This window comes from Flavobacterium sp. (genome assembly GCF_036515215.1).
GTDB lineage: Bacteria > Bacteroidota > Bacteroidia > Flavobacteriales > Flavobacteriaceae > Flavobacterium.
This window is the reverse complement of record NZ_DATBVQ010000132.1, coordinates 1-23,644: the sequence shown is the minus strand read 5'-3', so window position 1 is coordinate 23,644 and position 23,644 is coordinate 1. Positions and strand designations below refer to the sequence as shown.

The 23,644-nt window shown below is 36.2% G+C and carries 26 protein-coding genes; 18 read left to right on the top strand and 8 right to left on the bottom strand.

Going from position 1 to position 23,644, the window contains the following annotated elements; all coding sequences use genetic code 11:
- The 6 genes from VIH09_RS09515 to VIH09_RS09490 all read left to right on the top strand — a co-directional run.
- A partial coding sequence (locus tag VIH09_RS09515) for a glycosyltransferase family 2 protein (protein WP_414656153.1) occupies positions 1 to 379 on the top strand: 379 nt, incomplete at its 5' end.
- Positions 376 to 942, top strand: a complete 567-nt coding sequence (locus VIH09_RS09510) for an L-threonylcarbamoyladenylate synthase (protein ID WP_331580311.1) — start codon at positions 376 to 378, stop codon at positions 940 to 942. The genes VIH09_RS09515 and VIH09_RS09510, both read left to right, overlap by 4 nt.
- 74 nt (positions 943 to 1,016) lie before the next feature.
- Positions 1,017 to 2,450 carry a CCA tRNA nucleotidyltransferase gene (locus VIH09_RS09505; protein ID WP_331580309.1) on the top strand — a complete coding sequence of 478 codons (1,434 nt, stop codon included), beginning with the start codon at positions 1,017 to 1,019 and terminating at the stop codon, positions 2,448 to 2,450.
- 52 nt (positions 2,451 to 2,502) lie between these two features.
- Positions 2,503 to 3,525, top strand: a complete 1,023-nt coding sequence (locus VIH09_RS09500; RefSeq protein ID WP_331580307.1) for a COX15/CtaA family protein — start codon at positions 2,503 to 2,505, stop codon at positions 3,523 to 3,525.
- A gap of 61 nt (positions 3,526 to 3,586) precedes the next feature.
- On the top strand, positions 3,587 to 4,360 hold the full coding sequence (locus VIH09_RS09495; RefSeq protein WP_331580305.1) for a CDP-alcohol phosphatidyltransferase family protein: 774 nt from the start codon (positions 3,587 to 3,589) through the stop codon (positions 4,358 to 4,360).
- Between the two features lie 240 nt (positions 4,361 to 4,600).
- Positions 4,601 to 4,783: a CsbD family protein gene (locus tag VIH09_RS09490; protein ID WP_196850556.1), complete on the top strand. Its 183-nt coding sequence runs from the start codon at positions 4,601 to 4,603 to the stop codon at positions 4,781 to 4,783.
- A 105-nt stretch (positions 4,784 to 4,888) separates the two neighbouring features.
- Here VIH09_RS09490 and VIH09_RS09485 read toward each other — a convergent pair whose 3' ends face one another.
- From VIH09_RS09485 to VIH09_RS09455, 7 genes are all read right to left on the bottom strand, one after another.
- A complete protein-coding gene (locus tag VIH09_RS09485) occupies positions 4,889 to 5,644 on the bottom strand; it encodes a LytTR family DNA-binding domain-containing protein (protein ID WP_331580300.1) in 756 nt (251 codons plus the stop codon).
- A 154-nt stretch (positions 5,645 to 5,798) separates the two neighbouring features.
- Positions 5,799 to 6,134, bottom strand: a complete 336-nt coding sequence (locus tag VIH09_RS09480; protein ID WP_331580298.1) for a 2TM domain-containing protein — start codon at positions 6,132 to 6,134, stop codon at positions 5,799 to 5,801.
- 61 nt (positions 6,135 to 6,195) lie between these two features.
- Positions 6,196 to 6,501 carry a 2TM domain-containing protein gene (locus VIH09_RS09475; RefSeq protein ID WP_331580296.1) on the bottom strand — a complete coding sequence of 102 codons (306 nt, stop codon included), beginning with the start codon at positions 6,499 to 6,501 and terminating at the stop codon, positions 6,196 to 6,198.
- A gap of 2 nt (positions 6,502 to 6,503) precedes the next feature.
- Positions 6,504 to 6,839 (bottom strand): 2TM domain-containing protein, encoded by a 336-nt coding sequence (locus tag VIH09_RS09470; RefSeq protein WP_331580294.1) that lies wholly within the window; start codon positions 6,837 to 6,839, stop codon positions 6,504 to 6,506.
- Positions 6,830 to 8,182, bottom strand: a complete 1,353-nt coding sequence (locus tag VIH09_RS09465; protein WP_331580291.1) for a histidine kinase — start codon at positions 8,180 to 8,182, stop codon at positions 6,830 to 6,832. Before VIH09_RS09465 ends, VIH09_RS09470 begins: the two co-directional genes overlap by 10 nt.
- A gap of 29 nt (positions 8,183 to 8,211) precedes the next feature.
- On the bottom strand, positions 8,212 to 8,862 hold the full coding sequence (locus VIH09_RS09460; protein WP_331580289.1) for a hypothetical protein: 651 nt from the start codon (positions 8,860 to 8,862) through the stop codon (positions 8,212 to 8,214).
- Between the two features lie 246 nt (positions 8,863 to 9,108).
- Positions 9,109 to 11,268 (bottom strand): TonB-dependent receptor, encoded by a 2,160-nt coding sequence (locus VIH09_RS09455; RefSeq protein ID WP_331580287.1) that lies wholly within the window; start codon positions 11,266 to 11,268, stop codon positions 9,109 to 9,111.
- Between the two features lie 233 nt (positions 11,269 to 11,501).
- Here VIH09_RS09455 and VIH09_RS09450 point away from each other — a divergent pair, with 233 nt between their 5' ends.
- From VIH09_RS09450 to VIH09_RS09420, 7 genes are all read left to right on the top strand, one after another.
- The gene (locus tag VIH09_RS09450; RefSeq protein ID WP_331580285.1) at positions 11,502 to 11,960 is read left to right on the top strand and encodes a YciI family protein; all 459 of its coding nucleotides are present in this window, start codon (positions 11,502 to 11,504) and stop codon (positions 11,958 to 11,960) included.
- A 24-nt stretch (positions 11,961 to 11,984) separates the two neighbouring features.
- On the top strand, positions 11,985 to 12,542 hold the full coding sequence (locus tag VIH09_RS09445) for a sugar O-acetyltransferase (RefSeq protein ID WP_331580283.1): 558 nt from the start codon (positions 11,985 to 11,987) through the stop codon (positions 12,540 to 12,542).
- Positions 12,543 to 12,545: 3 nt separating this feature from the next.
- Positions 12,546 to 12,806, top strand: a complete 261-nt coding sequence (locus VIH09_RS09440) for a hypothetical protein (RefSeq protein ID WP_331580281.1) — start codon at positions 12,546 to 12,548, stop codon at positions 12,804 to 12,806.
- A gap of 94 nt (positions 12,807 to 12,900) precedes the next feature.
- Complete coding sequence (locus VIH09_RS09435; protein ID WP_331580279.1) at positions 12,901 to 13,503, top strand: HPP family protein; 603 nt, start codon at positions 12,901 to 12,903, stop codon at positions 13,501 to 13,503.
- A gap of 183 nt (positions 13,504 to 13,686) precedes the next feature.
- Positions 13,687 to 14,226 (top strand): IS1096 element passenger TnpR family protein, encoded by a 540-nt coding sequence (locus VIH09_RS09430; RefSeq protein WP_331580277.1) that lies wholly within the window; start codon positions 13,687 to 13,689, stop codon positions 14,224 to 14,226.
- Between the two features lie 93 nt (positions 14,227 to 14,319).
- Entirely contained in the window at positions 14,320 to 15,378 is a 1,059-nt protein-coding gene (locus VIH09_RS09425; RefSeq protein WP_331580275.1) for a nucleoid-associated protein, read from the top strand.
- A gap of 224 nt (positions 15,379 to 15,602) precedes the next feature.
- The gene (locus tag VIH09_RS09420) at positions 15,603 to 15,842 is read left to right on the top strand and encodes a hypothetical protein (RefSeq protein ID WP_331580273.1); all 240 of its coding nucleotides are present in this window, start codon (positions 15,603 to 15,605) and stop codon (positions 15,840 to 15,842) included.
- A 220-nt stretch (positions 15,843 to 16,062) separates the two neighbouring features.
- On the opposite strand, the gene VIH09_RS09415 is transcribed toward VIH09_RS09420, so the two are convergent.
- Entirely contained in the window at positions 16,063 to 17,127 is a 1,065-nt protein-coding gene (locus VIH09_RS09415) for a hypothetical protein (protein WP_331580271.1), read from the bottom strand.
- Between the two features lie 327 nt (positions 17,128 to 17,454).
- Here VIH09_RS09415 and VIH09_RS09410 point away from each other — a divergent pair, with 327 nt between their 5' ends.
- From VIH09_RS09410 to VIH09_RS09390, 5 genes are all read left to right on the top strand, one after another.
- Positions 17,455 to 19,281 (top strand): PAS domain S-box protein, encoded by a 1,827-nt coding sequence (locus VIH09_RS09410; protein ID WP_331580269.1) that lies wholly within the window; start codon positions 17,455 to 17,457, stop codon positions 19,279 to 19,281.
- Positions 19,271 to 19,660 (top strand): response regulator, encoded by a 390-nt coding sequence (locus tag VIH09_RS09405; RefSeq protein ID WP_331580267.1) that lies wholly within the window; start codon positions 19,271 to 19,273, stop codon positions 19,658 to 19,660. Before VIH09_RS09410 ends, VIH09_RS09405 begins: the two co-directional genes overlap by 11 nt.
- A 77-nt stretch (positions 19,661 to 19,737) precedes the next feature.
- Positions 19,738 to 20,661 (top strand): ABC transporter ATP-binding protein, encoded by a 924-nt coding sequence (locus VIH09_RS09400; RefSeq protein WP_331580265.1) that lies wholly within the window; start codon positions 19,738 to 19,740, stop codon positions 20,659 to 20,661.
- A gap of 29 nt (positions 20,662 to 20,690) precedes the next feature.
- Positions 20,691 to 21,527 (top strand): ABC transporter permease, encoded by an 837-nt coding sequence (locus tag VIH09_RS09395; protein WP_331580263.1) that lies wholly within the window; start codon positions 20,691 to 20,693, stop codon positions 21,525 to 21,527.
- Between the two features lie 15 nt (positions 21,528 to 21,542).
- A partial coding sequence (locus VIH09_RS09390; RefSeq protein WP_331580261.1) for a choice-of-anchor L domain-containing protein occupies positions 21,543 to 23,644 on the top strand: 2,102 nt, incomplete at its 3' end.

The following is a 23,644-nucleotide window of genomic DNA, read 5'->3' as shown; positions in this document are numbered from 1 at the left end:
CAGAACAACCGATTTCAATGAAGTTGGAGGGTTTGACACCAATATATTTTTATACTATGAAGAAACAGACTTATGCATCCGATTAGCAAAAAAATCTAAATTTGCTTATTTAGTTCCTGATGCTGAATTTGTTCATTTTCACGGTATGAGCACTGCAAAGTCCTTAGCCATAAAGAAGGAATTAAAAATATCTTTGCTGTATATTATAAGAAAACATTATGGGTTTTTCGGACATAAAGTTGTACTGACTTTCCTCATTATAAAATACTTTTTTAGTAGTATTTTAAAACCTAAAAATTGGTCATTATTTTTATTAATTTTGGTTGGAGCACCATTGTCGAAATCATTAAAAACTAAACAAAAAATTGTAAATTTATGAACATAACCGAAGAAATTCAAAATGCCTACGAAGTCATAAAAGAAGGAGGAATAATACTCTATCCCACAGACACCGTTTGGGGAATTGGTTGTGATGCCACAAACCCGGAAGCTGTCGCTAAAATTTACAAACTCAAAAAAAGAGCCGAAACCCAAAGCATGATCGTTTTGATGAACGGCGAAAAAATGATGTACAACGTCTTTAGGGAGATTCCCGAGGTGGCTTGGCAAATTATGGATTTGTCCGAAAACCCCACGACTATTATCCTGGATAAACCCCGAAATGTTGCGCCGAATATAATTGCCGCGGACAATACCTTAGGAATCAGAATGGTAAAAGAACCTTTCTGTTTCAAATTAATGGAAAAGATGAAAAAACCATTGGTTTCAACCTCCGCAAATATTTCAGGCCAACCAACTCCAAAAAGTTTCAAAGAAATCAGTCCTGAGATTATTAAAGGTGTGGACTATGTTGTAAATTTGCAGCGCGATAAAATTGCAGGAAAACCATCAACAATTATCAAATTGACAAATGATTCTCAGGTAAAGGTAATTCGTAAATAGCATTTAGTTTTCAGTCACAGTTTTCAGTTTCTAAGGCTTTACAAGCTTAAACTTTAAACTTTAAACACATACGAATGAATATTAAAACTTCTTACAAAGAGTTTTTAAACAATAAAATTTTTGAAGTCATTTCGCAAGCCTCCCAGGAACTTAACATAGAAAGTTATGTCATTGGCGGTTTCGTGCGGGATTTGCTTTTAAATAGAGATTTCAAAAAAGACATCGATATTGTTGCAGTTGGCAGCGGAATCGAATTAGCGCAAAAAGTTTCACAATTACTTCCAAACAAACCAAAAGTTCAGGTTTTCAAGACCTATGGTACGGCCATGTTACGTTTTGAAGACACAGAAATCGAGTTTGTCGGCGCCCGAAAAGAATCCTATCATTTTGAGAGCCGCAATCCTGTTGTGGAGAATGGCACGCTCGAGGACGATCAGAACCGACGTGATTTCACCATCAATGCATTGGCTTTATCTCTAAACCCCAAAAGTTTTGGCCAACTATCCGACCCATTCAACGGTCTGGAAGATTTAAAAAACAAAATAATCAGGACACCTCTGGATCCGGATATTACTTTCTCCGATGATCCGTTGCGAATGCTGAGAGGCACCCGTTTTGCGAATCAATTGGGGTTTGAAATCGAAGAAAATTCACTGAAATCAATTGAAAAAAATGCGGAACGTATTAAAATCATTTCAGGTGAACGAATTGTGGATGAATTGAATAAAATCCTTTCGACTGACAAGCCTTCCATTGGTTTTTTGTTACTATTCAAAACAGGACTTTTAGACATCATCCTACCTGAATTGACGGCCTTGAATCAGGTTGAGGAAATAGAAGGCCACACACACAAAAATAATTTTTACCACACGCTGGAAGTCGTTGACAACATTTGTCCTAACACGGATGATGTATGGTTGCGCTGGGCTGCCTTGTTGCATGACATTGGGAAAGCACCGACCAAGCGTTTCAACAAAAAACAGGGATGGACTTTTCACGGGCATGAATTTTTGGGAGGAAAAATGGTCAAAAAAATCTTTGAACGTTTGCACATGCCCTTGAACCAAAAAATGAAATTTGTTCAAAAAATGGTCATGATGAGTTCACGTCCCATTGTACTGTCACAAGATACCGTGACGGATTCTGCGGTTCGCCGTTTGGTTTTTGACGCTGGGGAAGATGTGGAAAATTTGATGACATTATGCGAAGCGGATATCACGACCAAAAACCCGAACAAGTTCAAAAAATACCATAGCAATTTTGAAATCGTCCGTAAAAAAATTGTGGAAGTGGAAGAGCGCGACCATGTTCGTAAATTTCAACCCCCTATAACCGGTGAGGAAATTATGGAGATTTTCAATCTCCAACCTTCTAAGGAAATAGGGATGCTCAAGGAAGCGATCAAGGAGGCCATATTGGAAGGCGAAATCGCAAATGAGTATCAGGCCGCTTATGACTTCATGTTAAAAAAGGCTTCAAAAATGGGATTAAAGATTAACGCTTGTTGAATTAAAGACTAATTGTTTTTAAAATATCTTTGCCAAAACTAGTTTCAAAAAAATGAAAAAAGAGAATAATTACGTTATCATTTGGTTGTTATCAGGATGCATATTATTGTTTATGATGGTTGTAGTCGGGGGAATTACCCGATTGACCAATTCCGGTTTATCCATGACCGACTGGCATTTAGTGACCGATACTTTTCCACCATTGACAGAGGAAAAATGGTCACAGGCATTTGAAGAATATAAAAAATTCCCGGAGTACCAAAAAATAAATATCCACAACGATTTTACGCTAAGTGATTACAAATTCATCTATTTCTGGGAATGGTTTCACCGCTTTATAGGAAGAATTATTGGTTTGGCATTTATTGTGCCCTTTGTCTATTTCTTGTTCAAGAAACGTCTTTCGACTGAAACGATCAAAAAATGCACTGTTTTGTTATTTATGGGCGGTTTTCAAGGTTTTCTAGGCTGGTTCATGGTTCGCAGTGGATTAATTGACAATCCTGATGTAAGTCATTTTAGATTGGCTTTGCACCTCACATTCGCCTTCATAACGTTTGCTTACACACTTTGGGTAGCTCTGGATTTAATTTATCCAAACAAAACTGCAGTTATCTTACCATTGCGAAATCTAGCCCGTGTCGCATTAGTTTTTCTGGTCATACAAATTATTTATGGCGGTTTTGTTGCCGGCCTGAATGCAGGTTTAATACACAATCACTGGCCTATGATGAGTGACGGACAGTTCATTCACGACAGTGTGTTCCTGGAGCAAAAAAATTTACTATTAAGCTTTACCGAAGGCAAAAGCGGCGTGCAATTCGTACACCGCACTTTAGCTTACGTAGTTGTTGCGATGATGGGTTTGCTTTTCTTTAAAAGTAAAAAATTCACTTTGGACAAAACACAATCAAACGGAATCAGTTTATTATTGATTTTAGTTTTGGTTCAGTTTGTCTTGGGCGTTTTTACCTTATTGTATGGTGTACCACTGTGGTTAGGATTGGTTCATCAAGTGAACGCTTTTTTCTTGCTCTCTGCGATGACATTCACCTTACATCGTCTGTCCAAATAAATTTCTTTTGCCTAATTTTACGTTTGACTATATTGTCACATTTCTCTGTTTATAAACAAAAATGTCTAAACTTGCTCCTCAGGATAAGTTCCTCGATCTATCGGATTACGGAAGAACACCTGGAAAACTATTTGCCAATCGACTAAAAAACACTCGATTTACCCCCATTCACGTCACCCTTCTTTTTGGCATTTGCGGGCTCGTTGCCGTCTATTTTATATTGCAAAACCGTTACTATTTAGCAGCTGGTTTCATCATATTGAAATCAATTATTGATGCCGCCGACGGCGAACTTGCCAGAGTGAAAAACACTCCCTCGTACACGGGCAGATACCTCGACAGCGTCTTTGACATTGTACTCAACTTTGTGATTTTAACAGCCATTTGCTACGTCTCAAAAAGCCCTTTTTGGGTCATGTTATTTGCCTTTTTTTGCATTCAATTGCAGGGGACATTATACAATTATTACTATGTAATTTTAAGAAATAAATCAGTCGGAGGCGACAGGACGAGTAAAATTTTTGAGGATAAAACCCCTAAAGCATTGCCTGGCGAAAGTCAAAAATCGGTTGATATATTACATCTGATTTACACGATAGTTTATGGCGGTTTCGACAAAATAATTCACGCCCTGGATCGTGATGCCTATAAGGTTAAAACATTCCCAAACTGGTTTATGACTTTCGTTTCTTTGTACGGATTGGGTTTCCAATTGTTACTTATTTCGTTGATGCTGGCTTTGGATTATCTGGAATACATTCCTTCTTTTTTTATCTGCTATTCTGTCTTTATCTTTATTCTGATAGGAATCAGAAAACGCTTTTTGAAAGCTTAAAAATCAATATAGAAATAATCTATAGTTACACTTTATACGACTCATCATCAATTTATTAATCAAACTTACTTCACGCTTACATTAAATAGCAGATTGCTAATTTGATTAGAAATCAACATCTCTAGATTACCAGAGCTTCATTAAAATTAAGCAACTTTTTACATTAATCCTGTAACAATTTAACCTCTGTTTTTCGTCAACTTTACAGTAGAATAAATTTTAATTTTAAATTATATAATTATGCCAAATTCAACAGAGATCAAAGGAAATTACAATGAGTTAAAAGGTAAACTTAAACAAAAGTTTGCAGATTTAACAGATGATGATGTTTTATTCGAAGAAGGAAAGGAAGACGAAACATGGGGAAAATTGCAACAAAAATTAGGAAAAACGGAGAAAGAAATTAAATCTCTTTTTGAATAGTTTTAAGATCCAAAAAATATTAAAAACTGTTTCAAAAGTTGCGTTCATGATTTCTTTTAAAGACATTTGAATTGCAGCTTTGAAACAGTTTTTTTTCGTTCTTAATTACCCGATCCAGACTTTAAAACTGGACACTTTCTCCCTGCTTATGATTACCTCATCATCCTTAAAAGTAGGCAAAACTAACTTCAGTCGAGAGTTGCTGTAAAGCACAATTTCCTTGATTGCTTTCAACTGAATTATGAATTTTCTGCTCACCCGAAAAAAATCTTTCCCCTCTAATTCTTGCTCCAAAACTTCCAGCGTTGTATCGATTAAATAATTCCTATTATCAAACGTATGAATGTAGGTTCCTTTATTTTCACTAAAGAAACATTCAACCTCATCCGTAGAGATGATTTTCAGGTGTTGGCCAATTTTTACCGTAAAACGTTTTCTGTAATTTTTTTCAAATGGATTAATCAGCATTTTCTTTATTTGTTCAAAATCCAATTGCATCGTTTCTTGTTTAGGCAATCGAACTTTAAATTTTGAAACGGCAATTTGCAAATCTCCCTCGTCAATTGGTTTCAAAAGATAATCAATGCTATTCAGTTTAAAAGCCCTTAAAGCGTATTCGTCATAAGCCGTGGTAAAGATAATTGCACTTTTAATTTCGACTTTTTCGAATATTTCAAATGACAAACCGTCGGATAGTTGGATGTCCAAAAAAATCAAATCGGGATGCTCATTGTTAGAAAACCAATCTACAGCTTCTTCTACGGAATGAAGCATCACTCCTACTTGAATATCTAGCTTTGCGAGCTTTCGTTGCAATAATCTGGCTGCTGGTTTTTCATCTTCGATTATGATGGTTGTCATATTTACTGTTTTAAAAATATAAGGTTAATGCTATCTATTAAAATTGCTGCCGTCAAAATATTTTTTTTTGCCATTCGCATACTACTTCTCTAACGGCGCCCTTTTAGTCAGTTTATTTTCGGATTTCTACAGAGGTAAACTAAATAACATCTATTTATTCCCACTTACTGTGTTTATCTTTATCCATGAACTCCTGGATTTTCTTTTCTTCCCACTCTGATCCAAAAAAGAATAAATGTCCAAAAACACTCAAGCCATGAACCAAAAGGCCAATTCCCCAGAAAAAAGCCGTAAAGAAATTCTCCATTTTGAAATAACTTTCTCCAGGAGATAAATCACTAATATTTACAAAAATGATGAAAATATTTACGCATAAATAAACAATCAAATGCGTGTAAAACCCTTTCAATTTTTTAACCTTTCTTTGAGCTGATGCATATTTGTCTTCGGGTTGATTTTCATCAAAATCCCATTTGTCTCTTCTTCTCATTTTGCTAGTTGTTGAGTTATTTTAGGCGAACTCGTGGTTTTGACCTATTTTAAAATCATAATTATTTCCACAGGTCTTTTCGCTCGTTTTCCTTATCCATAAATTCTTTCATTTTGCGTTCTTCCCAGTCCTTCCCCAGAAAAGGCAAATAATTATAAACTTTCATTCCGTGGATAGCGACTCCTATTCCCCAACCGATCATAGGCCAATAGAACCACAAATGATCTGGTGAAGTAAGCAGGTTTATAACCAATAGACCCATATTAACCACTATATAAGCCGTTAGGTTCTCGTAGAAACCCTTTATTTCTTCCACTCTTTTTTTCGCTCTGTCGTAGCGATCCTGGTTTTGATAATCGTTTTCCATAACTATTCCCTGTTTGCTTTTTTGTCTTTATACATAAACGCTTCAACTTTTCGTTGCTCCCATTCGTCCCCAAAAACCATTTCTGTTACAAATAAACTGATTGCCTTGATGACGATAAACAAGGTCCAAAATTCCATAAAAATAAAAGTGATATAATGTATCGGCGGAAAATTGAACGGAACTCCATAATATGTTTTTAAAACATAGATCGTAAGTCCAATTGCATATATGAATAAGTGAAGATAGAATCTTCGTATCTTGTTTACTCTATAACGAGCCATTTCTATGGCACTATTTCCTGAAAAATTTTTATAATACCTTCTCACGATTACTTCCAAGTTTGTTTATTATTTTCTTTTTCTAAAATTTCCTGAATTTTTCTTTCTTCCCAATTGGATGTATAGCCAAAAACTTTAAAACCATGCATTATTAAGCCAAATCCCCAGCCTCCAGCAGAAAACCAAAACCAATGAAACTTTGGCATATAGGTCAAGTTTATGAATATCAAAATTGGAATCACGATACAATATGAGATTAGACTGCCGTAGAATCCCTTTAGTGCCTCCACTTTCTTTTTCGCATTATAGTAGGCTCTTTCCTTGGTTGTAACAGCTGCTTGGTTAATCATGAGCTGTTTTGTCAATAAAGGCAAGTAAACAGTAAATGTGTCTGGATTTTGCTCTATTCTCACTTCTCTATCAGTAAGAATGGCGTAACGATTAATAATATTCTGAAGTCCAACGCCTTGCCTATCGCGCAATACTTCTTTCTTCTGATAGTCATTTTGAATGACCAAATAATCCCCTTCTATAAAAATCCGAATTCGTAATGGTCTTTGTTCGCTCACCACATTGTGTTTTACGGTATTTTCCAATAGAAGTTGCAGCGACAGCGGTACGACCTTGGCTTCAGGGTTCGAAACCGTTTGGGGCAATTCATAAAACAGGCTGTTTTCAAAACGCATTTTCAGCAAATTCATATAGGTTTTGGCGAAAGCCAGTTCTTCTTCAACAGAAACCAACTCTTTGTCTTTTTGTTCCAAAACATAGCGGTAAATTTTCGATAGCGAGATGGTAAAACGTTGGGCATTCTCGGGGTTTTCTTCTATTAATGAACTCAAAACGTTCAAACTATTGAACAAAAAATGGGGGTCAATTTGATTTTTCAGACTCTCAAATTTCGCCGAAGCCGTTCCCGCGATAATTTTATGTTGAATTACTTCAATATTAGAGGCCCGTTTCCAATTAATCATAAAACTTCTGGCATGCATAAATGTGGAAACCCCTAAAGATAAAATGATGTAAAAAAGATGAACCCAAATCATCCTTTCATTAAAAAATTCAGCAGGATCCATTTTTTGAAAAACCACAAAGGTTAGGTAATCAATTCCTAAAACAACTGGCACCGTATACAAAACGGTTGCAATTATCCCAAAATACACCCTTAAATTCGTTTGCTCCAACCAATCCCATTTCCTGTCCAATAAAGAATTAATCGTTCCGTTGCCAAGTCCAATTCCAAAAGAATACATTGAACTTATACAAAAAGTGATTAGAACATTTTTCAAATCAAAACTACCTTGAACTAAAGAAAAAACAAACGTAAATATCAAAGCAATTTTGAGAGAAAGGATTGTTCCTTCTTTAAAGTCAGAGAATCTTTCTATCTTTTGATTTTTCATTTTAAGTTTTAACTTTTATCTTGTACTTCTTATTTACAATTTTTCTGTGCTTCTAATGCTCTATCCAATCCCCATTTTGGAGAAAAAGCCGTTTCGGGTTTAAAAGTAGCAAAAAGTTCGATGGCTTTATTAATTTGAGCACACATCGGTTTGGTATCCTGTCCCCAAAACTTCGCTCCACCTATTTCAAATTCAGCTTTTGAGAAAACCACTCTTGGGTTATTCGGGGCAATGGCCAACGCTTTATTATAAATTTCAATTGTTGGACCCGATAATTTTTGTCCGTTGGTCATTGGGTCATAAACAATCCAAGCAGTATTGATCATGGCTTGCATGACATAAAGTTCGGCATTATTTTGATCCTTTATCATTTCAACATCTAAGGCAGTTTGTGCTTTCGAAAGCAGCAAATTTACTTTTTCTTTGTCTTTTGTTCCAAAAGCAGATGTTGTATTTACCAAAGCCACGTAATAATTAGGAAGCCAATTTTCTGTTTCGGCTGCTGCAATTCTTTCGAATAAATCTGAAGCTTCGGTGTTTTTTCCTTCGCCCCAAAGTCCAAAGGCTTTTCCCATTCCCTGCTCAAACTTTCCTACTGCTTTTGATTCAGTTGGCTGTTGGCCTTGTGCGGACAATAAAGTAATAACAAATAGTGCAAATGCGGTGATTAATTTGGTCATGATTTCTAGTTTTTAGCTTGATTATTATTGTATGATTGAAACTGTTGTTAATTTATATTTCAAAAGTATTGCTGTTTTTATTCTTATTAGATTTAAAGCTACCGAACTGTTGAATTTTATGGATGAATCGTTGATTTAGTCAAAAGTTGGTAAGTCAAAGGTCGAATGTCAATAATTTTCGAAAAAACTAATTCTTAATCTTGGTTGCTTTTATCCTGATTTTAAGGGTTTTGACTTTACGACTAATTAAAGATTCTTCAACTGGTTGTCTTTTTTGCCTTTACTGATTGTCCAAAAGAAGCCCACAAAAAAGAATCTATCGGCAGTCGGCGTTATGGTTTTTCTGTTGTAAAATCCGGCAGCATCGGGATTTTTGGCATAGTCATATCCAAAAACATTTTGTGTTCCCAAAATATTCGAAACAGAAAAATACAATATCTTTTGCTGGCTGATTAAATACGCCCAATTAAAACTTAAACTATTGTATGCTTTCGTTTTTCCGTTCATGAATTGCGTTTCATTTGGATTATTATACGGACGTCCTGAACTAAAAGAATTCGTAAAACCTATTTGCGACCTCCAATCTGTAATGAAATATTTCGTTACAATAGACAAACTGTGATCCGCCACAAAACTTGGAGTTGCTGCTGTTGGAAAGTTCTTATAATCCCTTTCGGTATCGATATAGGAATAGGAAATCCAATACTCCAGGTTTTTGATCGATTTACCATCACGCCAAAATAAATCTAAGCCTTTGGCGTAAGCCGAACCATTATTATTAAATATGGAATTGTTTGATACATTTTGGGTATCGTATTTTACTAGATTGCTGTAATCTTTGTAGTACGCTTCAGCTCTAAAGGTTTTGCCGTCTTTCGCAAATTGAAAGTTCAAAATATAATGCGAAGCCTTCTCACTTTCGAACTGATGGTATTTAGAATACTTAATGTAATCGACATTAGGAGTTTGTGAAAAATCGCCGTAAGCCAGCGAAAACTGACTGTTTTTGGCCACTTTGTAGGCCATAGAAATTCGGGGAGAAATTGAAGTTTCGTCTAACAATTCATTATTTGAAGCCCTCAAACCAATTTTTGCAGCAAACTTGTTAGAAAACAAGATATCTCCCTCGGCATAGGCTGCCGCTATGTTCGAGTTATACCCATTCGTGTTTGTTGTCCCCATATTTCCCTTGAAACTTTCGTCGAATTTAATAATAAAATAATCTCCCCCAAAAGTCAATTTAAAATAATTTGAAACGTTTTTCTTTAGTTTCAATTTCAAATGTGCCGCATTTTCATCATTATCTACTTGGTCCAAGTCCAATCCTATTTTATTTTTACTATAACCATAACTCATTCCAGTCGTGATTTGCCAATTGGCACCAAAATTCCCTTTGTACGAAGTGTTCAAATAGAAATTACTGTTGTTTAAATCGACTCTTGTTTTCTCCGGAGCGTTTATATTTTCTTGATTAATATCAAATTTACTAGAATCGAAAGCTGCATACAATTTCAGAATTCCGTTGTTGAAATTATAACGGTAAACGGTTTCCCCGGACAACGATTGATAAGGACTGTTCCAATCGACATTTTGCGGAATTACCGTTTGATATGGAGCCAAATTGATATATGAAGCATTTACGCTCAGCGAGCTCTTTTTCCATTTTTGTGTGTTCCCAAGGCCTAAACCAACAGTCATTAAGGATATATCCGTTTTATTTTGATCGGGATTATCTTCAGTATTCAACAGTAAAACGCTGGACAAGGCTTCACCGTATTCGGCCGAATAACCTCCCGTAGAAAAAGCAATTCCACTAAACAAAAATGGGGAAAAACGTCCTCGAGTTGGTAAATTATTAGTCGTTGCTCCATAAGGCTGTGCTACGCGAATTCCGTCTACAAAAGTTTGGGTTTCATTTGCTTCCCCACCACGTACGAATAAACGTCCATCCTCGCCTACACTTTGTGTTCCAGGTAAGGTTTGTAAAGCGGCAATGATATTGCCTGCAGAACCAGCCGTAGTAACAATATCCAGGGGCTTCAAAACCGAAACCCGAGCTTTTTCACCCGACTCCATTGTTCCTGCTGTAATTACGACCGTATCCAAAGCATTCATGTTGTCCTTTAATTTGATTGTTTCCCCTTGAAAACTGGCAACGTCAATCTCCATTTTTAAAGTTTCATATATTAAAAAACTGACGACTAAAGTCTGATTTCCTTTAGCTTCAGTTCCAAATGAAAAATCTCCCGTTTCATTAGTTGTCGCTCCGTCATAGCTGCCTTCGACAAAAACATTGGCTCCAGCAATTGGTTTTCCTTTTTCATCAACCACTTTACCTGAAATAGTTGACTGTGAAAAAATGGCCGTTGAAAATAAAAAAACAAAACTTGTGAATAGTAATCTCATAACGTTTCGTTTATTCTTTTTTGGGAGCGGACTACTTGCTGCTTTCATGATTTTCGATTTTTGATGCTACAAATATCATTTCGAAATAAACAAATATGAAAAAGTCCTTACTGAGTTGTTGAAATACAGGGATGAGTTGTGCTCACTTTTTAAAATCATCGAAAAACCTCGTGAAACAGCTTTTTCACTTTACCATAAAATGAGTAAGTTTGTAGGTAACAAATTTATATAAAATGAAAAACGCTATTATAATGCTGCTCCTCTTCTTAAGCCTAACTGCAGTAATGGCCCAAGAAGCCAATCGAACTTACGATGCCGAACTGGCAAAATCTTTAGGAGCGGATGAATATGGAATGAAGGAATATGTGTTTTGTATCCTCAAAAAAGGAAGTAATACAACTGCCAGCAAGGAAGAACGCACCAAATTATTTGAAGGACATATGGCCAATATCAATAAATTAGCTGACGAAGGAAAACTGGTTGTTGCTGGTCCATTCATGGAAAATGATAGAAATTACAGCGGGATTTTTATTTTTAATGTTACTACGGTCGACGAAGCCCAAAAACTGGTAGAAAGCGACCCTGCGGTAAAAGCTAAAATATTTGAAGTCGAATTAACACCGTGGTATAGTAGTGCCGCTTTACAACAAATTGCAAAAATGCACGACCAAATTGCAAAAACAAAGTTTTAAATCACGACTGAATACTACTGCCCTATGAAAACCGAAAAAGAAAAATTTGATGACGGAGAACCTTATTTATTGGGTGGAGTCGAGCTTAAAAAAGACCGTCGTACAGCTAAAAACTTACTTCATAGGCTAAATGTAACGGAATACAGAATGACAAAAGCCGCTCGTTTGATACTGGGAGAATTACTTCCCAATGCGGGTAATAACCTTTATATAGAACCGCCTTTTTTCTGCGATTACGGTTACAATATTTTCTGTGGCGAAAATGTGTTTTTCAACGTGAATTGTGTTGTTTTAGACGAAAACAAGGTGACAATAGGATCAAATGTATTTTTCGGGCCGGGCACCCAAATATACACAGCATCGCATCCGCTTGAGGCTATGATGCGACGTACTCATAAGATATCTAAGCCGGTAACTATTGGTGATGATTGCTGGATAGGTGGCAACTCCGTGATTTGCCCTGGAATCACTATTGGAAAAGGATGTGTTATAGGTGCTGGTTCTGTTGTGACCAAGAATATTCCTGACAACACCCTCGCGGTGGGAAACCCAGCAAAAGTGATTCGAAAACTAAATCAATAAATTATGCCACACTTATTAGCAAAACTCAGCAATGTCCCCATTGAATTTATTAGGGAAATCCTAGAAAAAGACAAGGAATTTCATGCTTCCCAAGGGATGTATTTAGAAAACGTTTGGCAAAATACAGACAATGAAAAGGAAGTTTTTTTCCTATTCAAAATTGATTCAACGGAAAAAACAAAAGTGCTTATCGACAAATTACATGCGCAAGCTTTAGTGGAAAATCCAGAAGCAAATCTGCCAACCATGATATACTTAGAATAAAAAATGTTCCAATTAAACAAAATACATCACATTGCCATTATCTGTCCATTTACGGTGTACAGCTATACTTTGAGTTTAGCAAAATAACTATTGTATGCCTATCCAAAAAATAAAAAAAAATTACCGCAAAACCCGGTACGTTCTTTACAAAGAAACTCTAGTCGATTTTAAAGAGCATTTTTGGGCTTTTTTGGGTTCATTTGTGGGAATTGGAGTTATCGCCTACATGCAATCCAAAAAGCTGCCTCATTCTGACGTGGTATTTCTTATAGGTTCCTTTGGCGCATCAAGTGTTTTAATTTACGGAGCTATTCAAAGCCCATTGGCTCAACCCCGAAATTTGGTTGGAGGCCATCTCATATCGGCAATTGTGGGCGTAACTGTCGCTAAATTTGTTCCTGATATCTTATGGCTCACGGCGGCGCTATCCGTTTCTATTTCTATCGTTTTAATGCAATTGACAAAAACACTGCATCCTCCGGGAGGAGCTACCGCTTTGATAGCGGTAACCGGTTCGGCACAAATAAAAAATTTAGACTACTGGTATGTGATTAGCCCGGTACTAAGCGGCGTAATCATTCTTCTTTTTGTAGCACTAATTTTCAACAACGTGACCTCCAACCGATATTACCCAAACCATAAAAAATATCACAAATTCAGGAAGAAAATTCATACTTCACTTAAAATCAAAAACTAAGAATCCCTTCAAAGTTAAATTGAAAATACGTAGATATTCTATTTTTTAAATCGGCAGACTTATAAATAATTCGTTTTGCCTTTTATATATGCATACGCAAAAATCTTATGAACAAATCCAGAATCTGAAAACTTAAATCTAAAATTAAATTTTACCTTTGACCTTTCAATAAAAACAAAGATTATGGTATACAAATTCAGAGTAATATTAGATGCGGAAGAAGATATATTCAGAGATATAGCAATACTTGCTGATGATACCTTAGAAGATTTACACAACGCCATCTTCAACTCCTTTGGTTTTGACGGTATGGAAGTGGCTTCGTTCTACACTTGTGACGAAACTTGGAATCAAGAGGATGAAATCTCCTTATTTGATACCGGAGACGTCCTTGGCGAGCAAAAAATCATGAGTGATTATCAACTCTCTGATATTTTAGACGAAAAGAACACGAAAATAATCTACGTATACGACTTCATCAACATGTGGACATTTCTTGTCGAATTGGCCGCAGTAGAAGAACAAGTTGCCGGAAACACCTATCCGGAAACCTTATTCTCGCATGGAGAAATGCCGGATGAGGCTATGGAGAAAAACTTTGAAGCAGAAAATGCGGATGATTTCGCAAGCGAATTTGAAGATGATTTAGACGAGGATGATCTGGATATGTTTGAAGGGGATGACAGCTTTGAGGATTTTGGGTTTGAAGAGAATTGGAACTAAAAATAGTAAAAACTAAGAATCAAGAGCCAAGATCAAAGACCTTATAAGCGTCCTTTATCTTGGCTCTTTCATCTAATAAAAAAATAAAAAAAAATGATCAATCTTTTTAATACACACATAGAGACTCTTTCTATTCACAGAGTAGGAAACAAAAGTCGCAATGAACCTATTTTTTTATCGGAACAGCCTTTTAGTCTTCAGGATGAAATTGTGCCACTAATAAAGGAATTTTTCTTAAAACCCTTTAGGGAAAAGGAAGAAAACTATTTTCAGTTTGCCCATGAAGTAGATTTGGATTACAATGACATGTTTAAATTTGCCACCGAGATTTTTGACAATCCAGCTAGCTTGCATGAGGGATCCAAAAAAATAACCCAGCATTTATACGAACAGTCAAACCATCCGCATATCAAGAATGGCGAGGTTTACGTAACCTACTTGACCAATGTGAATATTGACAACAATGTTGTGGATGCCATCGGTATTTTCAAAAGCGAATTGCAAGCTGACTTTTTGCAGTTTGAAGAAAAAGGAACGCATCTTGAAATGATATTGCAGCAGGGAATCAACCTTAGCAAATTGGATAAAGGATGCATCATTTTCAACCATAAGAAAGAGGAAGGCTATAAAATCCTTACCGTTGACAGCAACCGCTATGACGCGCGTTATTGGTTAGAGCATTTCCTATCGGTTGACGCATTTGAAGATGAAAATTTCATCACAAAGAAATACTTGAAATTTTGTCAAAGTTTCGCCAAAGACGTTGTATTTCCGGCGGAAGACAAGAAGGAAGAAGTAATGTTCATGAACCGCTCCGTGAATTATTTTGCCAAAAACGACCAGTTCGAGGAAACCAATTTCCTGAACGAAGTATTGGACAATCCAGACTTGATCCCAGAATTCAAGAATTACAAGGTGGATAAGGGCGAAAAATATAGTATCGAAGATGTGACCTCGTTCCCAATAGCGAATGCGGCCGTTACCGATGCGCGAAAATCAATCAAAAACATCATTAATCTGGATACCCACATCCAAATAAAAATGGATTTCATCAATCCCGAAAGCGCGGAGAAATTTGTGGAAAAAGGATGGGACGAGGAAAAACAAATGTATTACTATTTGGTATATTTCAATAAGGAAGAGAAATCGTAACGATCGTTGCGCTATCAAACATATTCAGTCCCCGATTACAAATTGTAATTGGGGATTTTTTATTTGGTGGCTATCCTTATCTTGAAAGCGGTCTACGGTGGAAATGATTTTTATTTTTTTGTAAGTATTTTTGTATTTATAATGTTAAAACGTGCTTTTAATCGATTATTTTGTTTGTTTTGTCGATATTTTTATACTTTCATCGAACCCAAAACCAAACTATTATGAACACTATCGAAATCAAAGAAAATTTTGTTTGCAAAAATTTTATTTGTCTGCTTTTTGGACATAAAATTGTAACCACCAGAACTATTACAAATCACATCAAAGAATACAAATGCACCAATTGTGATTTAGAATTAACAAATGACGTGCAGGGGCGAACCACTTTTCTTACCACGGAACGCAAAGAAATAAACGAAGCTTTGAAAGATTTTCTTCAAAAAAAGACGCATGCAGCTTAATGATTTTTAAAGTCAAATAAAGGAAGTCTCCTTAGAGATTCTGATTTCTGAGATTGCGCCTATAAATACGATTTGTTTTTTAACCTTAACTAAATTCAAGGAAATGATAGTACTTTTATTAACCCATTTGATTTTGTTGGTAAAACAGAATATGAATCGAAAAAAGGAAATGAATAATCAGCCAACTAAAAAAATGGAGTTTTTAAATGTATCGTAAAATCTAAAATCCCGGTTTGAATAAATTGGCATTTTTGAAGTTTCTGGTAACGAATCTGAAAGCGGCGGTCAAAACATTCCCCATTCGCTTGGCGTTTTTAAAATTTAAATCGTTTGTATATTTATACAAGTCCGATTTCAACTGTTGCACATGTTCATCTGGGGCAATAAGATCTTGTCCCATAATCTTCAATAGTCTTTTGATACGGGTTTCAGCAGAAAGAATTCTTTTTGCCAATACGGCACGTTCCTCATTTTTATATTGCTCTACGGAACTTTCCTGCAGTTTATCTTTAACCAATTTGACCATAGGATAATTCTCCTTGAAGAACTGCGGGCGATAAATTTTGAAGTTACCTTCGTAACATTGCTGGTCAAAATCAATCGGGCGAATCCTATAAACCACCTGGTCAAAATCGTGAATGGGTACAATCACGTAATTATAGGCTCTCATATCGCCCAAAAGTCGGATCATACAGCGCTCATTAAACTTCACAAACTCTTTTGCTATCTGGGATTTTTCAGTGTCGCTGCAGTCCTGCAATAATGTTTTTATAAAAACGTCACCGGGAATACCCATGATGTGTTCTTCTATCAGCGTCTCTTCGTACACTAGAAAGTTTATTTTATCCGGAGACAGAATATGTTCCAATTCAAGTCCGTACACCCTCGAGGCATCTGCTTTCTTAACATAAAAATGAGTGTAATTGTCATTTAAGATGTTTCTGACCTTTATTCGAAAAGGCTTTGAATTTCCAAAAGTGCAATAATCGATCGAATCTATATTCAGAAATTTAATGATATCTAAATTACCATCCGAGTGCAGCAGAGAATAGATTTTCTTTAAAGTCAAATCGATTTCATTTCTCTCAAATTCGTTATAATATACCCGAATCCATAAGGTGTCCTCTTCCTGCTTATCATAAACGTTTATAAAACCTGAAAAGCGCAATAAATCATCATAATATATTGGCACTTTAGAGATACGGTCAAATCTCTTCAAATAGTCAGCAAGTGAATTATTTATGGGATAAGTAGGTTTTTTAAATAGAATTGCGCCGTCGTTCATTAGGAGTGTATTTGATACAAATTTACGTCAATTAAAACGTAATGGCAATTAAACCCTAACTTCTCCGTTTTTAGCAAGGACTTTTACCATCCTTTGAGGCCTTTACAATAAAAAACCAATCCCTTCTTCTAGTAAGAAAAATTCTATTTAGACAATAAAGCGGTTCTTCATGAATGAGATCAAAAACATTTGATTAACAACTGTTTAACTACGGTCTAAATTAATAATTTCAAAAAAAAACCTTTTTTAACGTTAAAAGCCCAGTAAAAACAATATTTATTTTAAATTTGAAAGTCCCCAAGACGGCTTACAACCTTACAACCTACTATGACAAAGCATAAAATTTATATTGAGGCGGCCGAAACCGCTAAAATTGGAATATGGGAATCAAATCTAGAAACAGATACTGTTTATTGGGATTCGATTACGAAAAGCATTCTTGAAGTTCCCGAAGATTTTGTTCCAGTAAATGGCAGCGGAATTAATTTCTATACTGAAGGAAAAAACCGAGAAAAAATCAGAAGCCTAATTCAGAGGGCAACTGATTGCGGAATTTCTTTTATAGATAAGTTTCAAATCACTACCGCTAAAAACAATATTAAATATGTTGAATGCATTTGCCAAGTCGAAGTTGTAAATAATAAAGTGACCCGATTGTTGGGCACGTTTCAGGACATCACAAAAGAGCAAAATCTTATTAATGAACTGCAACTAAGCGTTGAAAAATTCTCTTCGGTTTTTTCTAGCGCTAACGATGCCATTATTATCATTAACTCTGCCAGCGGAATCATTTCGGACTGCAATCCTCGGTCATACGAACTTACCGGCTACAGCTCTTCTGAATTAATGGGCTTGCACAATTCCGAACTATTCCCAATGGAGAAAAGAAAAGAGATTCGAGTTTTTTTGGCTGATCAATTAAAAAAAGACGACCACTTTGTTAAAGAAACCTATATAAAATCATATGATGGAACGATAATTCCCATTGAAGTAGCATCAGGAAAAAAATTCATGATCGACAATCAAACTTTTCTTGTTTGTTTTTTAAGGGACATCAGCGAACGCAAAAACAGTGACTATACTCTCAATATGCTGTCACTTGTCGCTTCTGAAACGACAGATGCCATTTTAATTTCAAACCCAGATGGCATAGCGGTTTGGGCAAACAAATCGTATACAAAACTAACTGGCTATAGCTTAGAAGAAACGGTAGGCAAGAAACCGCGCTATTTATTAAATGGTCCAGAAACTGATTTGCAAACCATCCACAACATCAACTTCGCGATAGAAAACAAAAAGGATCTAAAATTTACCATTCTTAATTATAATAAATCGAATGAAAAATTCTGGTACGAATCAAATATTACCCCAGTATTTGACGATAGGGGCAACTGCATTAAATTTGTATGCGTTGGAAGAGATGTAACTGCCCGAATTGAAAAAGAGATTGAGCTCAAAAGAATATTAGAAGTCACCAGCCAACAAAACAACAAACTTTTTAATTTCGCGCATATCGTTTCCCATAATATTCGGTCACACACCAGTAACCTATTAATGGTTTTGGACGTAATAGAGACTGCTAAGGACACCAACGAAAAACTTTCCTACATTGAGATGTTTAAAGAAGGGACGGAAAAATTGTCTGAAACAATTGAATATCTAAACGAGATCATTACGATCCAAAAAAACACAAATATTAAAAAAAAGGATATTAATTTACATGATGAAATCGAAAAAACCAAAATAACATTACGATTAAGCATTTTAAAAAGCCAAATAGAAATAAACCATACCATCCCCGATGACCTGACGGTAAGCGTAATACCAGCCTACTTGGATAGCATATTGCTTAACCTTTTTACAAATGCGATAAAATACAGATCCCGAAAACGAAAATCTTTTTTAGAAATTGGCTATGAAGTCAATGAACACTACACTATTATAAGCTTCAAAGACAACGGATTAGGATTGAATTTAAAAAAGAACGGGCATAAAATATTCGGAATGTACAAAACCTTTCACGGTAATGAAGACGCCAGAGGAATCGGTTTATGCATTACCAAAAATCAACTTGAAGCCATGAAAGGAAAAATCGAGGTAGAAAGTGAAGAAGGAATTGGATCCGTTTTTAAAATCTATATCAATGAAAAATAAAATTACCTATATCATTGATGATGATAAATTATCTATAAAACTAATGAGCATGTTAATTTCAAAAAATGAATTTTGCGAGGAAATAATTTCATTTTCTAATCCCCAACTTGCTCTAGACGAACTAAAAAAAAATTGCAATATTCCTTTAAATCTCCCTGATGTTATATTATTGGATTTGAATATGCCCATTTTAGATGGCTGGCAGTTTCTGGATGAGTTTATCCTTTTGCCGATATGTAAAGAGATTTGCATTTTTATTGTTAGCTCTTCAATTGACCCTTATGATATTGAAATGGCAAAAGAATACGATATGGTAAAAAGCTACATTATGAAACCAATCACCTCCAAAAAACTGGAAGCGGCTTCCGAATTAATTTGAACCTCAAACTAATTTCAAATTAACAGTAACAATTTCCTATCTTGTTCGTCCTATAAAAAACATAAAAAACGAACATCTTGCAAACCATACTTTCTATAAAAAACCTAAACAAGCGTTATGGCAGTTTACAAGCCTTGCGAAATGTTTCATTTGAAATAAAAAAGGGTAACGTTTACGGTATTCTGGGGCCTAATGGCAGTGGTAAGTCCACAACATTGGGAATCGTTTTGAATGTGGTGAACAAAACTTCGGGTGAATACAGCTGGTTCGACGGCAAAATGCAAACCCACGATGCTTTGAAAAAAGTAGGAGCCATTATCGAAAGGCCCAATTTTTACCCTTACATGACGGCGGAGCAAAACTTGAAGCTGGTCTGCAAAATAAAGAACATCAGTTATAATAAAATTCAGGAAAAACTGGAATTGGTTGGTTTAGATGAAAGAAAAAACAGCAAGTTCAGCACTTTTTCTTTAGGAATGAAACAACGTCTAGCAATCGCCTCCGCACTGCTGAATGACCCAGAAATATTAATTTTGGACGAACCCACTAATGGTTTGGACCCGCAGGGAATCCACCAGATCAGGGACATCATTAAACAAATTGCTGCGCTAGGAACAACCATCCTATTGGCTTCGCATCTTTTGGACGAAGTCGAGAAAGTATGCACGCATGTATTAGTTTTAAGAAAAGGAGCGGTTTTATATTCCGGTACAGTTGATGGCATGTCAGCAAATGAAGGCTTCTTTGAACTGCAAGCGGATGACACCGAAAAAATGATACAGCTTTTGAAAACGCATCCTGCCGTCGAAAGTGTCAAAAAAGAGGAAGGGAAGGTTTTTGTCTATTTAAAAAGTGCATTGGAAGCAGCGAATTTGAATAAATTCCTTTTTGAAAACAATGTTAATCTAAGCCATTTGGTAAAACGCAAACACAGTCTGGAGGAGCAATTTTTAGAGTTGACAAAAGGCGGCGGTCAGGTTTCACCAACTGCAAAATCCTAAATTAACAAATCCTAATTCCTAAATCAAAAATGAAAAGATTACTTTCCATAGAACTCCAAAAAATCTGGCTTAACAAGGCCAGTCGGGTACTGACCTTGACCTACTTTATTTTGCTTTCTTTTATTGCGCTGATTGCGTCAATCAAATTTGACATTGGCTTTTTTAAATTAAATCTTGCCGAAATGGGAATTTTCAACTTCCCTTTCATTTGGCATTTTAACACCTATATAGCAGCTTGGCTAAAATTCTTTTTGGCCATCGTAATTGTATCGATGATGGCAAATGAATACAGTTACGGCACCTTAAAACAAAACCTGATTGACGGGATGAGCAAAAAGGAATTCATTCTTTCAAAATTTCTGACGGTGCTCCTCTTTGCGTTTGCCTCTACCGTTTTCGTTTTCGTCATGAGTTTGCTTTTGGGTTACAGCTTTTCTTCCTATACCGAAATAGGCATCGTATTCTCGAACATGGAATACCTTTTGGCTTTTTTCGTCAAACTGGTTGGCTTTTTCTCTTTTTGCTTGTTCTTGGGGATATTGGTAAAACGTTCTGCATTTGCCCTGGGGTTCCTTTTAGTTTGGAACATAGCAGAAGCAATAGCAAAAGGCCTTTTGGTCTTTAAAATTTTTCCGGAAAATAAAATAGCCGATTCTATTACACAGTTTTTCCCCTTGGAATCCATGTCGAATTTAATAGTAGAGCCTTTTTCCAGATTATCCTTAATTAAAACAATCGGAACCCAAATCGGAGTGGATAACATAAAGGATTATAGCGTTCATTTTTCATCAATACTCATTGTATTGGCGTGGTCTCTACTATTTATGATATTTTCCTATAAGTTGCTAAAAAATAGAGATTTATAGTATCTTTATGGGACTATGAAATGTATTAAACCACTATTTTATATCCTCATCATCTATTGCACGGTTAGCGCATCGGCACAATCTATTCGTATAGATGATTCAAAAAATGCTGTTGATCTTGTACAGATAGTGACAAATAATAGCTCCTGCGTTAGCGTTACCGGTGAAAGTGTAAATGGAGATAATTTTTCTTTAGGTCAAAATAGTTTTGGGTATTTTAACAATCAAGGCGGAAGCTTTCCCTTTAAAGAGGGCATCATTTTAAGTACTTGGAGCAGTATTTATTCTCCGGGTCCATTTATAAGGGAACCGGCAAACGGTCCCAAAAGCGGGAACTCAAGCTGGACAGGAGATGCAGATTTAGAGCAGGCCTTAGGAATTACTAACACCTCAAATGCTACTGCATTAGAATTTAATTTCACAGCCATAACTAACACTATAAGCTTCAATTATCTATTTGCTTCTAATGAATATCAGGACAATTTTCCCTGCAACTATTCAGACGGTTTTGCATTTTTGATTAAAGAAGTGGGCACAACCGCTTACCAAAACTTAGCGGTCCTTCCTGGAACAAACACTACCGTTTCTTCACAAAACGTGCATCCCACTATAGAAACTTTCAATAGCACAACCGGGCCAAAACCGGGCTGCCCCGCCGTCAACAAAACTTATTTCGGAAGCCTAAACACGAGTCCTACAAATACAAGTCCTATAAACTACAGCGGGCAAACTATTGTAATGAATGCGCAAACGACCGTTGTGCCCGGAAAAACATATCATGTAAAATTAGTCATCGCTGATCAAGGCGGGTACTATTATGATTCGGCCATTTTTATTGAAGCGGGAAGCTTTACATCAAAAATAGAATTAGGTTCTGATCGTGTTGCGCCAAACAGCGCAATATGTTTTGGTGAAAATTTTAGTATTGATACCAAGCTGCCTTCCTCTTACATTTACAAATGGTTTAAAGATGGCTCTACAATACCGATACCGGGCGAGACCAACCCTACATATCAGGCTTCCGTAACCGGTGATTACAGGGTTGAAGTTGAAATAGGAAATTCTAGCTGCAACGCATCCGGCGAAATAAAGCTTGAATTTACACCGGAAATTGTATTGAACAACTCAACCTTAATTCAATGCGATGACAATGGTGATGGAGTTTCAATTTTTGATTTGACAAAGAAGGATACTGAGATAAAAAACAATGATTCCAGCTTAGGCCCCATCGTATATTACGAAAGATTATCTGATGCAAAAGTATCAGTTAATCCAATACAGAATCCCACAAATTACAATAACAAATCTGCAAATCAGATTGTTTATGCAAGCGTTTCAAATACCACCGGCTGTTCAAACTACGCTGAACTACAACTGCAAATCTCCAACAATATGATTGCGGCACAAAACCCGGTAACAACTTGTGACGGCGACATGAACCAAGACGGATTGTACCGTTTCGATTTGAACTCTCAAGTTAGCCCACAAATTTTGCAGGGCCTACCTCTAGGACTAACGGTAGAATATTATTTGAGTCCAACCGATGCCGTCCTGCAAAGCAACCCATTACCCAATATCTTTAACAATACGGTGCCGAATCAACAAACCATTTATGCGCGAGTCTTAAACGGAACAGATTGTTATGACACCACCCCTATTACTTTGAAAATAACCCCATTTGATGGAGCAAATTTTCAAGACGAGACTGCTTCTTTATGTAACGGGAATGAAGTAAATATATCCTTTGCAACTGGTTATGCCAGCTACCTTTGGAATACTGGCGCAACAACCAGTGCTATAACCGTAAGTGCCTCTGGCGATTACTCCGTGAAGGTGACCAATGACAACGGATGTGAAGCCACGAAAACATTTCATATAACCCCATCCGGAATCGCAACGATAACTGCAGCGGAAGTCAACGGTTTTTCAGGAAATCAAAATTCAGTTTTGATAGAATATACAGGAGTGGGAAACTATGAGTTTTCGATTGACGCCAGCTATTTTCAAGATGATGCAAAATTTGAAGGTCTATCCCCCGGCACGTATTCGGCGTATGCAAGGGATAAGAACGGCTGCGGCTTGTCAGCACCCTTTTTATTTTATGTGTTGGATTACCC